The 13254-nt window shown below is 62.7% G+C and carries 12 protein-coding genes; 6 read left to right on the top strand and 6 right to left on the bottom strand.

The window, feature by feature from the left end:
• Nucleotides 1-42: 42 nt before the first annotated feature.
• Nucleotides 43-1746 (bottom strand): AMP-binding protein, encoded by a 1704-nt coding sequence (locus tag FGW20_RS10665; protein WP_301678075.1) that lies wholly within the window; start codon nt 1744-1746, stop codon nt 43-45.
• 128 nt (nt 1747-1874) lie between these two features.
• On the opposite strand from FGW20_RS10665, the gene FGW20_RS10660 reads away from it, so the two are divergent.
• Complete coding sequence (locus FGW20_RS10660) at nt 1875-2429, top strand: TATA-box-binding protein (RefSeq protein ID WP_301678074.1); 555 nt, start codon at nt 1875-1877, stop codon at nt 2427-2429.
• A gap of 672 nt (nt 2430-3101) precedes the next feature.
• Here the strand turns inward: FGW20_RS10660 and FGW20_RS10655 are convergent.
• From FGW20_RS10655 to FGW20_RS10645, 3 genes are read right to left on the bottom strand one after another with little or no spacing between them, the layout of a single operon-like run.
• Nucleotides 3102-5831 (bottom strand): DEAD/DEAH box helicase, encoded by a 2730-nt coding sequence (locus FGW20_RS10655; protein WP_301678073.1) that lies wholly within the window; start codon nt 5829-5831, stop codon nt 3102-3104.
• Complete coding sequence (locus FGW20_RS10650; RefSeq protein WP_301678072.1) at nt 5779-6513, bottom strand: metallophosphoesterase; 735 nt, start codon at nt 6511-6513, stop codon at nt 5779-5781. Before FGW20_RS10650 ends, FGW20_RS10655 begins: the two co-directional genes overlap by 53 nt.
• Before the next feature lie 7 nt (nt 6514-6520).
• Nucleotides 6521-7279 carry a hypothetical protein gene (locus tag FGW20_RS10645; RefSeq protein WP_301678071.1) on the bottom strand — a complete coding sequence of 253 codons (759 nt, stop codon included), beginning with the start codon at nt 7277-7279 and terminating at the stop codon, nt 6521-6523.
• Between the two features lie 185 nt (nt 7280-7464).
• On the opposite strand from FGW20_RS10645, the gene FGW20_RS10640 reads away from it, so the two are divergent.
• Nucleotides 7465-8433, top strand: a complete 969-nt coding sequence (locus FGW20_RS10640) for a replication factor C small subunit (RefSeq protein WP_301678070.1) — start codon at nt 7465-7467, stop codon at nt 8431-8433.
• 10 nt (nt 8434-8443) lie between these two features.
• Nucleotides 8444-11623: an LAGLIDADG family homing endonuclease gene (locus FGW20_RS10635; protein ID WP_301678069.1), complete on the top strand. Its 3180-nt coding sequence runs from the start codon at nt 8444-8446 to the stop codon at nt 11621-11623.
• Between the two features lie 121 nt (nt 11624-11744).
• On the opposite strand, the gene FGW20_RS10630 is transcribed toward FGW20_RS10635, so the two are convergent.
• On the bottom strand, nt 11745-11972 hold the full coding sequence (locus FGW20_RS10630) for a type II toxin-antitoxin system HicA family toxin (protein ID WP_048114155.1): 228 nt from the start codon (nt 11970-11972) through the stop codon (nt 11745-11747).
• Entirely contained in the window at nt 11969-12172 is a 204-nt protein-coding gene (locus FGW20_RS10625) for a type II toxin-antitoxin system HicB family antitoxin (protein ID WP_301678068.1), read from the bottom strand. Before FGW20_RS10625 ends, FGW20_RS10630 begins: the two co-directional genes overlap by 4 nt.
• A 109-nt stretch (nt 12173-12281) precedes the next feature.
• Here FGW20_RS10625 and FGW20_RS10620 point away from each other — a divergent pair, with 109 nt between their 5' ends.
• From FGW20_RS10620 to FGW20_RS10610, 3 genes are all read left to right on the top strand, one after another.
• A complete protein-coding gene (locus FGW20_RS10620) occupies nt 12282-12626 on the top strand; it encodes a hypothetical protein (protein ID WP_301678067.1) in 345 nt (114 codons plus the stop codon).
• A 156-nt stretch (nt 12627-12782) separates the two neighbouring features.
• Nucleotides 12783-12998 (top strand): type II toxin-antitoxin system HicB family antitoxin, encoded by a 216-nt coding sequence (locus FGW20_RS10615; RefSeq protein ID WP_048114158.1) that lies wholly within the window; start codon nt 12783-12785, stop codon nt 12996-12998.
• Nucleotides 12999-13235, top strand: coding sequence for a type II toxin-antitoxin system HicA family toxin (locus FGW20_RS10610; RefSeq protein WP_048114159.1), 237 nt, complete (start codon nt 12999-13001; stop codon nt 13233-13235).
• The last annotated feature ends 19 nt before the right edge of the window (nt 13236-13254 follow it).

Below are 13254 nucleotides of genomic sequence, written 5' to 3'. Positions count from 1 at the left end.
CTCGCGCCTAATACTGTAGCATCTCCAACAAAATAAATGTAATTACTCTCCGCCCTCTCCAACGGCAGGAGAGTCCCGGGAGTTGTTGTCCATGAACCGCTTCATCTCCAGTTCACGCAGTTCATACCGCTTGATCTTGCCGGAGATGGTCTTCGGAAGCGACTCCACGAACTCGATCAGGCGGGGGTATTTGTAGGGCGCCGTCACCTGCTTGACCTGTTTCTGGATGTCTTTGACCAGCGACTCCGTGGGCCGGTACCCGGGTTTCAAGACGATGAAGGCCTTGACGACCAGCCCGCGGAGCACGTCGGGCGACCCGACGACCGCCGCCTCCTGGACGGCCGGGTGCTCCATGAGGGCGCTCTCGACCTCGAACGGCCCAATCCGGTAACCAGATGACTTGATGACGTCGTCGTCGCGCCCTATGAACCAGAAGTAGCCGTCCTCGTCCATGTAGGCCTTGTCGCCGGTGTAGTAGAACCCGTTCGAGAAGACCTTGTGGTTCTCTTCGCCGTTGTCCAGGTAACCGGAGAAGAGCCCGACGGGCCGGGGATCGAGCCTGATCCCGATGCGCCCTTCATCCCCGATGCCCACCGGGTTGCCGTCGTCGTCGTGAAGTTCAATCTGCCAGCCGGGCATCGGCCTTCCCATCGAGCCGGGTTTGGTCTTCATGCCGGGAAGCGTCCCGATGCAGAGCACCGTTTCGGTCTGGCCGTAGCCCTCGTAGATCGTCCTGCCCGTTCCCTCCTCCCATGCCCGGATCACCTCTGGGTTGAGGGCTTCACCGGCGCTGCAGCAGTGCCGCAGGTCGGCGAGATCGAACTTGTCGAGGTCGGCGAGGATGAGCATCCGGTAGATGGTCGGGGGACAGCAGAACGTCGTGACCCCGTACCGCTCCAGCAGCGGGAGGATCTCGGTGGCGTGGAACCGGCCCCGGATGTCATAGACAAAGATGCAGGCGCCGACGATCCACTGACCGAAGAGTTTCCCCCACGCGCTCTTTCCCCAACCGGTATCGGAGATCGTGAGGTGCAGGTCGTTCGGGCGCAGGTCGTGCCACAGCTGCGCGGTGACGAGGTGCCCGAGCGGGTAGGAGTGGGCGTGGACCACCATCTTCGGCTCACCGGTGGTGCCGGAGGTGAAGAAGATCAGCAGCGGGTCGGTCGCTTTCGTCCGGTGCATGCCGGGGAGGTTCACCAGTTTGTGCGAACAGGGCGCGGGGTAGTCGAGCTCGACGGGGTAGCTGACCCATCCGTCCCGCACGCCGTCGATCATGAGCCGGACAGCGAGCGTGGGGCACTCTTCGCGGATCTCCTCGACCTTGTCCGCGTGCTCGGCCATGGTGATGATCATCCTGATATCAGCTGCCTGGATGCGGTATTTCAGGTCTTTGGGGGTCAGCATCGTCGTCGCGGGGCAGTAGACTGCGCCGAGTTTGATCAGGGCGATGGTGAAGATCCACCATTCCGGCGTCCGGGGGAGCATCAGCATGACCCGGTCACCCTTCTTGATACCATATTTCAGGCAGATGTTGACCGCCTGATTCGAGAGGCGCATGAGGTCAAAGAAGGTGTATTTCTTCTCGTTTCCTTTCTGGTCAACCCATATCATCGCCAGTTTGTTCCGGTCCTTCTTCGCCCACGCGTCGATCACGTCGAAGCCGAAGTTATAGTATTCAGGAACATTTATCGTAAAATTGGCGCAGAGGTCTTCGTAGGACGGTAGGTTTTGCTCTTCATCTGCCATAACGCGATCCCTTAAAAGTTGCGCGTTTATGGTTTAAAGCATTCACGAAGTTGAAACACGCTCTGTATCCGGATTGAGCATAAAGATTACCCATTAGTATTATGGTTCAAAAAATGATACTCATATCGATGGATGAGAAGGGATACGAGTCACTGAAAATTGAGAACATCGTTGCCTCCGGGGTAATTGCCGACGCTATCGACCTCGAAAACGTATCAGATAAAATAAAAAACTGCGAGTTGAATACAAAGAGGTTCCCCGGGGCGGTCTACCGCATCGAGAAACCAAAAATCGCATCCCTGATATTTTCCTCGGGAAAAGTGGTGCTCACCGGTATCAGGAACAACCAGGACCTGCATGACGGCCTTGGTATCATCATGCAGTCGCTCCGCGATGCCGGAGTCGACACGTATGACGAGCCGCAGGTCGCGGTCACGAACATCGTCTGTTCGTACGACATGGGCAAGTACATCAACTTAAACAAGGTAGTCATCACCCTCAACCTCGAGAACATCGAGTATGAACCCGAGCAGTTCCCGGGGCTCGTCTACCGCATCGAGGACCCGAAGATCGTCGCCCTTCTCTTCAGTTCCGGCAAGATCATCCTGACCGGCGGGAAGACCGTCGAGGACATCAAGAGAGGGCTTGATTTCCTGGAGCAGCGGCTCGAAACTATAATGTAACCCTGTTTTTCCGTTACGTTCTTTTTGCCGGGGGCCCGGGGGCCCCCTGATTTTTGGCCGGGGTTCGATTCGCCTCCAAGACATCCTGCCTGCATGCGCCGGCGGAGTGTCCGGGCCCGAAGGGGGTCTTGTTGGTGCCCGCATCTGAGGGTAATCATACTTGGAGTGTGCGGAACGTCGTCCCTTGAATCACCACAACTCTCACGCACGGATTTCGTGGGGATATCGCCACGCACTGCCCCCGCCCCCTGGGGCGGGGTGCGACGGGCTCTAGGGCCGGAGTTTGAGCACCGAAGAACGATGTTCCATCAGGAACGGAGTTTGAGCACCGCAGGTGCGAAGGTGCGGGGAACGACTGCCGGGAGCGTAGCGGACGGCAGGAGTTTGAGCACCGAAGAACGATGTTCCATCAGGAACGGAGTTTGAGCACCGCAGGTGCGAAGGTGCGGGGGAGGAGGCCGCAGGCCGGGCGGGGGTTGTAGACATCAGCTTACGAGTGGAGACAGGGGAGGGGGCATGCCCCCTCCCCGTCATCCCCTCCCCCAGTGGCGATATCCCCACGGTCCACTGTACCGGGCTTGTCTAAAACCCCGGGATCCCCTTGTCACACCACCACGCCCAAGAATCGCCTCGTGAACGTGCCGCTCTCAGAACCCCCGCCTGAATAAAACCCTACCAGTACCTATGCGTCTTCACATAGTTCCGCTCGGCCTTCAAAACCTCCCGATAGAAGGCGTCCCCTTCGGTCAGGGTCGCGAGGATCCGTGAGGCGACCTCCGGGCCGACGCCCTTTGCTGCGAGGGCGGTCACCGCTTTCTTTCCGCTGGAGAGAACGATGTTTGCGTTCCTGAGGAACCGGACCTCGATCGCCCGCTCCTCCTCGGATTTGTTCTTTTTTCGCACCGCCGGTATGAGGTCTTCGTCCCAGGGTTTCAACGCCGCGATGAGGCGGGCGTTGCAGAGGGGGCACTGCGGCTTATCGGGGACGCGCTCGACAACCGTCCGGCTCTTCCACTTCCGGCAGTTCATGCAGAAGAGAACGACGTCCTCCTTCTCGAGGCGGCGCTCGAGCGTTCCGATCACCGCCTGGTCGACCATCGGCGGCGGGATCATGTCCCGCGAGGACGAGAGCCCTTCGCTCCCGAGCGGGCTCAGCCGTCCTGTGGCGACGGCGATGCGGCCGTCGCGGACCGACGAGAGGATCTCCTGCGCCGCGTCCACGTCCATGGAGGTGGTGAAGAGCTCGCGGTAGGCCTCGGCCGCGATGACCGTTCCGTCGAAGAGGTCGATGAGCCGGTGGATGCTGAACCGCTCGTAGTCGGCGTCCGCGTCGATGGCGCCGAACTTCTTCGCCACCTGCACGAGTTTCCACTTGAAAAGCGCCGTTCGTTTCAGGGCGAGCTTCAGGATCCCGGGGAGGTGGTCGGGTTCGAGCGCCGCGAGGGTCTCCTGCACCTCGAGTGAGCGGACGTTGTCGGGCAGGCGGAGGAGGAACCGGTAGGCCCCGACCTCGATCCCGACGCTCGTCCCGTAGCGGGCGGAGAGGAGGACCGAGAGCGCCCGGGCCAGCGCTTCGTTCGCCTTGTGCCCGCCGCAGACGTTGCAGACCACGCCCTCGTCCGCATTCTCGAGGGTGACGAGGGTGTCCGAGGGGACCGGGTAGTTCCCCCTGTCCATCCCGGAGATGAACCGCTCCGCGTAGGCGATCGCACCGGGGACGTTTGAGTAGCGGTCGAACTTCCGGGTCCGCCGGAGCGCCCCGACCTCCCGGGCGACGGCGAACGGCACCGGGATCTGCTCTCCTTCCCACGACGGAACCTCTCCTTTCGCCTTCGTGGCCGGCTCGACCGTGATCCGCGTGCCCTCGATCTCGAGCACCCGCCAGAGCTGGCCCTTGGTGATGAAGACCGCGCCGGTGTGCATCCACCCGAGGACGAACGACTCGTCGAGCGTCCCGACCGTGCGGCGCGAGACCATGTCGAAGATCTCCATCTTCTTCTCGTCGTGGATCATCGAGAGGTTCTCGATGAGGTAGCGCCGCGCCCGGCCCGTCCGGACGATCCGGGTCCCGTCAAGCCGGATCAGCCGGTGCTCGGCCATCTGGCGGCAGACGTCGTCGAGGAGCGGCCCGCATCCGCCAAAGACGTTCGACCGCTCGATCATCTCCCGGACGCGGGAGACCTCGATCTCGCCGTACTCGACCGCGATCGCCGCCACCTGGTTCGCGAGGACGTCGGCGGCGCCGGCGGGCGGGACGATCCGCTCACACTCGTTCGCCCTTGCCCTCCGTGCGATCACGAGCGACTCGAGGAGGTCGTCAAACCCCGTGGCGAGGACGGTCCCGCGCGAGACGGCGTCGAGGCGGTGGCCAGCCCGGCCGATCCGCTGCACCAGGCGCGAGACCTGCCGGGGGGAGCCGAACTGGACGACGTGCTCGATGTGCCCGATATCGATCCCGAGTTCCATCGAGGATGTGGCGATCAGCGTCCGGACCTCGCCCTTCCTGAACCGCTCCTCGGCATCGACCCTGACGTCCCGCGAGAGCGAGCCGTGGTGGACCTCGACGTCGCCGCGGGAGTAGAGGCGGTGGCCGAGCGCCTCCGCCGTAACCCGGGTGTTGACGAAGACGAGGGTGGAACCGGGGGAGTCCAGGCATTTCCCGACGGCGCGCGCCTGGGCGCCGAAGTCTTCCCCGGCGAACCGGACGCTGATATCGAGGCTGCTCGCGACCGGCACCTCGACGAGCGAGAACGGCCGGGGTCCGGTGAGGAACCGGCCGATATCGTCCGGGTTCCCGACGGTCGCCGAGAGGCCGATCCGCTGGAATTCCCCCGCGTATTCGGCCAGGCGTTCGAGTGCTACCGCGAGTTGCGCTCCCCGTTTGCTGTCGGCGAGTTCGTGGATCTCGTCGATGATGACGTACTTCACGTTCTTGAGGTGCTCGCGGAGGCGTTTGCCCATGAGGAGCGCCTGCAGCGACTCCGGGGTGGTGATGAGGAGGTCGGGGGGGTTGAGCGCCTGCTTCCGCCGCTCGTTCTGCGGGGTGTCCCCGTGCCGGACGCCGACCGAGAGGCCGAGTTCGCGGCACCACCACTCCATCCGCGCGAGGATATCCCGGTTCAGGGCCCGGAGGGGCGTGATGTAGAGCGCCTTGAACCCTGCGCCGACGGTCTCAAGAAGCCGGTCGAAGACCGGGAGCATCGCGCTCTCGGTCTTCCCCGTGCCGGTCGGCGCCACCAGGACAAGGTTCTCCCCCGCAAGGAGCCGCGGGATGGCCTGCTCCTGCGCTGCCGAGAACCCGGTGAACCCGCGCCTCCCGACGACCTCCCGCACCCGCGGGTCGAGGAGGTCAGCGGTCGTCTGCGGGGCAGAGCGTGGCCGGGGAGCCGACGTACGTGCCATCTGCGAGGTACACCTCCGCGGAATTTTTGTCTATGCGCCGGGAGAGGGGGCCGAGCCCGCTCTGTTGCAGCCGCCCGACGTCGATCCCGCCCGCGAACTCGTTGAAGGCCGGGACGAAGAGGAGCCGGGTGCGCTCCCCGGACGGCTCCTCGACCACCGAGTATAGGTAGGCCGGCCGGGCGCGTGCGGCGCACCCGACGGTGTCCACGAGCGAGACGACCGGATGGTGGTGGCCGACGACGACGAGGTGGCCGGGGAGTTCGGGGACGGGATGCGTGTGGCCGTGCAGGTAGCCGACGCCGTCGATGAGCGTGCCCTCGGCGGGGAGGAGTTCGCCGGGCTCGAGGAAACGTCCGATGCCGCCGTCGTGGTTGCCCGGGGCGACGGCTATCGGCACCCGGTCCCTAAACGACCGGAGTACGCCGGGGAGTTCCCGGTACTCCTGCCTGCTCGTTACCGGGACATTGTGCTTGACGTCCCCGAGGAGGAGGAGGAGGTCGGGCTGCGTCTCTTCGATGCAGGCGATCACCCGGTCGGCCCGGGCGGCGCTCCGGCTCGCGATGTGGACGCCGTGACGTTCGAGGCCCGATTCGATGCCCATGTGCAGGTCGGCGACGACCAGCACCCGCCGGTCGCTCTCGACCAGGAGGGCGGGGCCGTTCTCGATGAAGTGAAGGTGCATTATCGTGTCAGATCGGTTTTATCATGCCCGATGCGGGCTGGTAGCATTCCCCTGCGGCGAGGAGTTCCTCGAGCGCGGCGCGTGCCTCCCGGGCGGAGAGGCCCGAGCGCACCCCGATGGCGACGGCGTCTTCGAATTCGATGCCCCGGGCGCCGCCTTCTCCCTCAAGGGCATCGAGAAGGAGGTCGCGGGCGACAAGGGGCGCGATCGCGCCGACGGCGATATCCGGGCGGACGGTCGCAAGCGCTGTACCCACCATCGCGGCCATCCCGCGGATATCCTCGTCCGTGATCCCGTAGAGGCGGCGGGCGGCTTCGATCCGTTCGTCGCCGCCGTCCCGGAGCGCTTCGAGCCGGTCGAGGGTCGCGCCGGCGGTCGAGAGCACCCAGAGGTCGCGGGCGGTGCGGTTCACCACACTGAGCGCCTCGGCCTCCACCGTCGCGCACGCTCGATCGCCGGATCCGGTCAGCGCCGCCCGGCCGGTGACAGCGACGAACGCGGGCGGTTCGATGTAGCCCAGCGTCTCGACCGCGTCCGGGCTCTGCCAGTTGACCGAGACCTGGAACGCGCCGGTGGGATCGGCAAGCCGGGCCTGCATGACGTCGCCGCTCCCCCTCTTCTCGGTGAGGGCGCCGACGATGAAGAGGCGGCGGCACCAGGCGGCTCCCGGCGTCACCACGTACGAGCCGTTCCGGCCGTCGCCGGCGTCCGCCGTGTGCCGCGCGGCGGCAAAGTCCTGCGCAAATACCCGTTCTGCAGGTTCCATAAATCCGTCCGTTCGAGGAAGGGGGTGCGGATATGCCGGGGCGGGAGACCCGGCCGGATCTCCACGCGAACTCCCGGTATTTCCATACGTATCCGTACGTATCTGTTCACCCTCAATCCTCTAAAAAGGATCACCGGAACGGATGACGATCCTTTTACGATGGACGAGCACCAACACCTATGCAAATGGACGGCAACCACACCATCTGGATAGAGAAGTATCGGCCCAGAAGACTCGACGAGATGGTCGGACAGAAGGATATCGTGGTGCGCCTCCAGTCCTACGTGAAGACCGGCAACCTGCCGCACCTCCTCTTCACGGGCAGCGCGGGGATCGGGAAGACCACCGCCGCCGTGGCGCTCGCCCGGGAGTTCTTCGGCGACACCTGGCAGACGAACTTCCGCGAGATGAACGCCTCCGACGAGCGGGGCATCGACGTCGTCAGAAACCAGATCAAAGAGTTCGCCCGGACATCGCCACTTGGCGGGGCGACGTTCAAGATCCTCTTCCTCGACGAAGCGGACGCACTCACAACGGATGCGCAGGCGGCTCTCCGCCGGACGATGGAGACCTACGCCCGCACCTGCCGGTTCATCCTCTCCTGCAACTACTCCTCGAAGATCATCGACCCCATCCAGAGCCGGTGCGCTATATACCGGTTCAGGCCGCTTGACCGGGAAGCGGTCATCGAGGAGGTCAGGCGGATTGCCGCGGCCGAAGGCCTCACGGTCACGGAGGGGGCGCTCGACGCCATCGTCTACGTCGCCTCGGGGGATATGAGGAAAGCAATCAACGCCCTGCAGGGCGCCGCCATCCTCCGGACGGATATCGACGAGGAGACGGTCTACGCGATCACCGCGACCGCCCGCCCTGAGGAGATCGACGAACTCCTCGACCTCTCGATAGCGGGGAGGTTTGACGAGGCGGAGCAGGCGCTCTCCGACCTGACCCGCGGCCGGGGCATCGCCCCGAACGAGCTGATCAACCAGTGTTACCGGGCGCTGGTCCAGCGCGATATCGACCGGACGCTCAAAGTGAAGCTGATCGACGCCCTTGGCGAGACCGACTTCCGCCTCTCGGAAGGGGCGAGCAGCGATATCCAGATGGAGGCGCTGCTCGCACGGTTCGTCCTCGCCGCAGAGCAGCACCGCTGAGGATTCTGTCTTGACCGAAGAGATTACCGTCGAGGTCACCGACAACGTCGGTGAGTGGACGAAGTTCCTGAAGAAGCAGTACAGGCGGGAACTTGCCGAACTCTCCCGCGAGTACCCGCACAACCGTTCGCTCATCATCGATTACCGCAAGATCCTGAACAACAAACTGGCGTTCGAGCTCCTGCGGAGCCCGGGCAAGGTCATCGGGGATATCCGGGACGCGATCATCCAGAACAAACTCCTCAAACTGAAGGACGGCCAGGACCCCGACCTGATCAACGTCCGGTTCACGAACCTGCCGCAGAAGACGAACGTCCGCGACATCCGGGCGGACCAGATCAACACCTTCGTCGCCCTCGAGGGGATCCTCCGAAAGACCACGGAGGTCCGTCCCCGGATCGTCACCGCGGTCTTCCGTTGCCGCACCTGCGGCAAGAACACCGACCCGGTTCCACAGGGCTACGGGCGGTTCGACGAGCCTGATTTCTGCCCGAACTGCGAGCGCAAGACCCGTCTCGACCTGGTGATGAACCGGTGCCGGTTCGTCGACGCCCAGAAACTCCGGATCCAGGAGTCCCCGGAAGGCCTCCGGGGCGGTGAACAGCCCCAGACGCTCGATATCGACGTCACCGACGACCTGACCGGCATGGTCTCGCCGGGCGACCGGGTGGTGGTGAACGGCATCCTCCGGTCGGTGCAGAGGGTCAACTACGGCCAGAAGAGCACGCTCTTTGACATCTACCTGGAGTGCAACTCCATCGAGGTCGCCGAGAAGGAGTTCGAGGAGGTCTCGATCACCGAGGAGGACGAGGCGAATATCATGGCGCTCGCCCGCGACCCCATGGTCTACAAGAAGATCGCCCGGTCGATTGCGCCGACGATCTACGGCACTGACGATGTGAAGGAGGCGATCGCGCTCCAGCTCTTCGGCGGCATCGCGAAGGATATGCCGGACGGCTCCCGCCTCCGCGGCGACGTCCACGTCCTCCTGGTCGGCGACCCGGGTATCGCAAAGAGTCAGATCCTGCGGTATGTCGTGAAACTCTCGCCCCGCGGGATCTACACGAGCGGCAAGTCGTCGACCTCCGCCGGGTTGACGGCGACGGCCGTCAAGGACGAGTTCGGCGACGGGCGGTGGACGCTCGAGGCCGGTGCGCTGGTCCTCGCGGATATGGGGATCGCCGCCGTCGACGAGATGGACAAGATGGCGAAAGACGACCGGAGCGCGCTGCACGAGGCGATGGAGCAGCAGTGCTACGACGACGAGACCGAGGTTCTTACGGAGAGCGGGTGGAAGCTCTTCCGCGACGTGACCGCGGATGACCGTGTCGCGACACTCTCTGCCGATGGCAGGCTCGAGTACGCACCCCCGTCCAACTTCGTGGCATCGGAGTATGACGGAGAGATGTACTACGTCAAGTCGCGGCAGGTCGACCTCGCGGTCACGCCGAACCACCGGATGTACGTCAACCTGAATCGGCGTGCCGACGAGTGGGAAGGGTTCCGGCTCATCCGCATGGACGAACTTCCCATCCACAAGCAGATGCGGTTCAAGAAGAACGCCGCATGGACAGGGGAGCGACACGAGACCCATTGGATACCGCCCGTCGTCAAGTTCGCGAACCAGAACGCCGAAGGGAAACTCACCGAGCCCATCACGGTTGGGATGGACGACTGGCTTGAGTTCCTGGGCTACTTCCTCTCCGAGGGGTCGGTTCAGCGACACCACCAGACCGGGGTTCCTTATCGCGTGATCATATCGCAGACGAACCCGGAGTCTGCCGAAACGATTCGGCAGTGCCTTGAACGACTGGCGTTCCGGTTCTCCTACGACGGCAAGAACTTCGCGATCAACGCAAAGCAGCTTGCCGAACACCTCGCGCCGTTCGGGAAATGCCACGAGAAGTACGTCCCCGACTACGCGAAGTGCCTTTCCCCTGAGCAGATCGAGATACTCCTCGATGCGCTCATGCTCGGGGACGGCTACACCAACAAGACGACCGAGGTCTCAATATACACCACCTCGTCGAGGAGACTGGCCGACGACGTCACCGAGCTCCTGCTGAAGAAGGGCTGGTCGGGGAACACCTATCGATTGCGGGAGGCCGGGGAGGTCATATCCAACCCCCAGGGCGGGACCTCGACGGCGACCCACGACACCTTCCAGGTGACCTTCATCCGCGACGGTCAGAACGAGCCGAACATCAACACAAACGGAAAGCAGCATATCGAGAAGCGGCCGTATAAGGGCACGATCTACTGCATCGAGGTCCCAAACCACACCCTCTACGTCCGGCGAAGCGGCATCCCGGTCTGGTGCGGCAACTCGATCTCGGTCGCAAAAGCCGGGATCACCGCGACCCTGAAGTCCCGGTGCGCCCTCCTCGGCGCGGCGAACCCGAAACTCGGGCGGTTCGACCAGTTCGTCCCGATCGGTGAGCAGATCAACATGCCGCCGTCGCTCCTCTCCCGGTTCGACCTCATCTTCGTGATGACCGATCAGCCGGAGGCCGAGCGCGACGGGGCGATTGCCCAGCACATCATCAAGACCCACAGTGTGGGCGAGTTGATCAAGCAGCACGAGTATGAACCGCTGCCCGACGTCGACGACAAATACATCGAGCGGGCGCTTGCGCCGGTCATCCCCGACATCGACCCGACGCTTCTGCGGAAGTACATCGCCTACGCGAAACGGACGTGCTTCCCCATCCTCTCCGACGGGGCGAAGGAGGCGTTGATCGCCTACTACATGCGCCTCAGAAACCTCGCGAGCGGAAACAAGCCCGTGCCGGTCACGGCCCGGCAACTCGAGGCGCTGGTCCGGCTTGCGGAGGCGAGCGCCAGGATGCGGCTCTCGAGCACCGTCGATACGGAGGATACCGACCGGATCCTCAAGATTGTGGACGGCTGTCTCCGGCAGGTCGCCTACGACGCCGAGAGCGGGAGTTTCGACATCGACAAACTCGTGACCGGGGTCACGAAGTCGCAGCGCGACATCATCCGGTCGGTGAAGGAGGCTATCCGGAACGTCTCGGGCGACTCCGGCGGCCAGGCACGGGTCGACGAGGTAATCGAGATCCTGGTGCAGCAGGGATTCCCCCGCGACAAGGTCGAGCACACCCTCGAGCAGCTCAAGCGGGGCGGCGAGGTGCTCGAGCCCCGGCACGGGCTGGTGAAGCTGATCGGGTAGGGGGAGGAGGTACCCTTTTTCGCGAAGGGCAGCCCAGATTCCCCAGGAGGGAGACCGGGTCTCATGGAGATCGAATGTCGGTCAACGTAGCCCGCCGGAGTTGTCACTCACATGCACTGGCTCAGAGGAGATCGTTTAGATCTTCTACCGTCATATCGGCCTGTTTTAAAATGTGCGAAAGTGTTGAGCGCTTAAGCGGTTTGTGCATAGGGACTGTCAGTTTCAGTGTTTTAGCCGGCAGATGCTTATGCAGTCGAATGTGGCTGCCGCGCGTGCGGACGACAACCCACCCGTCTCTTTGAAGAGCGATGACGATCCTGTCGTAATCAAGAACAGGCACCTTGCTCATACGGCAATCTCAACCTGTTCGGCTGTTTCGCTACAAACGAGATCATCCTCAACGGTTTCAAGGTACAGCTCAATGGCTTCCCTGATGTTTTCCAATGCTTTGTCCCTCGTATCGCCTTCGCTGATACAGCCAGGCAGGCTTGGTACATAGACCGTATATCCCCCTTCCTCACTGGGTTCGAGCACTACACGCAGTTTCATATCTTAACCTATCCAGCAGGCGTATACTTAATTGTAATACCGTACGACATTCCGCGGCATTGATTGAATCCGCCGGATCTGATCAAACTACCTCTGGGTCGCCGTGCTCATGGCGATCCTCTTCACGTTCTTCGCGGAACCGAACGCCATGGGAGCATTCATAGTCAAATTCCCGCAGAGGGTACAGGTCTGGCTCAACGCCGGAATGCTGCCGGTCTTCATCATCCTCGGCTACCACCTGTTTGCCCGCGATACGATGCCTGAAGCGGAACGCCTTTTGGGCAGGGCGGGGCTTGCGGCCTCAGCCTCGGGTTTCCTCCTCTGGCTCGCGGTGCTGGCGGCTCTGGAGGTTCTGGGGGTTGCCGTAGAGTATCCCTATTACGTCGCCGGGGGCTACGCCGTCATGCTGATTCTCGGAGTGTTCTTCTGGAAAACCTGGAACCGGGGAGCGTGAACCCGGCAACAGGAAGAAGCACCATCAATACCGAAAACGAAAGATGAATCAACAACCTTCGCCGGTGGAGAAGCCGGGCTAAAGTATATCGCCAAACGAGTTGAATATCACACTGATCGCCTCTACTCTGATTACATGCAGGAGAGATAAGTGTCCATGAAAACCTTGAAAATCATCGTCGAGAAGCATCCCGACGGCTATGTCGCCTACCCCCTGGGTCTGAAGGGTGTCGTCGTTGCAGAGGGGGATACCTACGAAGAGGCGCTTGCCGAGGTGAAATCCGCCATACAGTTTCACATAGAGACCTTCGGGAACGATGCGTTCGAGAACAACGACATCATGGAGACCTTCGTCGCCGAAGTCGCTGTATAGATGAAGTTCCCGCACGATGCGCCCCAGCGGAAGGTGCTGAAAACGCTGGAGGCGCTCGGTTTTCAGATCGTCAGGACGGGCAACCATATCGCGCTTATCCGCAGCAATCCGGACGGCACAACGACGCCGCTCACGATGCCGAATCACCCCAAAATCAAAGGCCCGACCCTCCGAACCATCTGCACGCAGGCAGGTATCTCTCGAGAAGAGTTCTTGCGTGTTTATGAGCGCGTGTAAAACAGAACCCCTTCTTTCT

It is taken from the genome of Methanoculleus methanifontis (assembly GCF_030464365.1).
GTDB lineage: Archaea > Halobacteriota > Methanomicrobia > Methanomicrobiales > Methanoculleaceae > Methanoculleus > Methanoculleus methanifontis.
Note: the sequence above shows the minus strand (reverse complement) of the source record. Positions and strands in the feature narration are given on the sequence as shown.

Excerpts from the sequence above, each read along its gene's own strand:
- FGW20_RS10665 (WP_301678075.1), bottom strand. The coding sequence starts at position 1,746 with ATGGCAGATGAAGAGCAAAACCTACCGTCCTACGAAGACCTCTGCGCC.
- FGW20_RS10660 (WP_301678074.1), top strand. The coding sequence starts at position 1,875 with ATGGATGAGAAGGGATACGAGTCACTGAAAATTGAGAACATCGTTGCC.
- FGW20_RS10655 (WP_301678073.1), bottom strand. The coding sequence starts at position 5,831 with ATGGCACGTACGTCGGCTCCCCGGCCACGCTCTGCCCCGCAGACGACC.
- FGW20_RS10650 (WP_301678072.1), bottom strand. The coding sequence starts at position 6,513 with ATGCACCTTCACTTCATCGAGAACGGCCCCGCCCTCCTGGTCGAGAGC.
- FGW20_RS10645 (WP_301678071.1), bottom strand. The coding sequence starts at position 7,279 with ATGGAACCTGCAGAACGGGTATTTGCGCAGGACTTTGCCGCCGCGCGG.
- FGW20_RS10640 (WP_301678070.1), top strand. The coding sequence starts at position 7,465 with ATGGACGGCAACCACACCATCTGGATAGAGAAGTATCGGCCCAGAAGA.
- FGW20_RS10630 (WP_048114155.1), bottom strand. The coding sequence starts at position 11,972 with ATGAGCAAGGTGCCTGTTCTTGATTACGACAGGATCGTCATCGCTCTT.
- FGW20_RS10625 (WP_301678068.1), bottom strand. The coding sequence starts at position 12,172 with ATGAAACTGCGTGTAGTGCTCGAACCCAGTGAGGAAGGGGGATATACG.
- FGW20_RS10620 (WP_301678067.1), top strand. The coding sequence starts at position 12,282 with ATGGCGATCCTCTTCACGTTCTTCGCGGAACCGAACGCCATGGGAGCA.
- FGW20_RS10615 (WP_048114158.1), top strand. The coding sequence starts at position 12,783 with ATGAAAACCTTGAAAATCATCGTCGAGAAGCATCCCGACGGCTATGTC.
- FGW20_RS10610 (WP_048114159.1), top strand. The coding sequence starts at position 12,999 with ATGAAGTTCCCGCACGATGCGCCCCAGCGGAAGGTGCTGAAAACGCTG.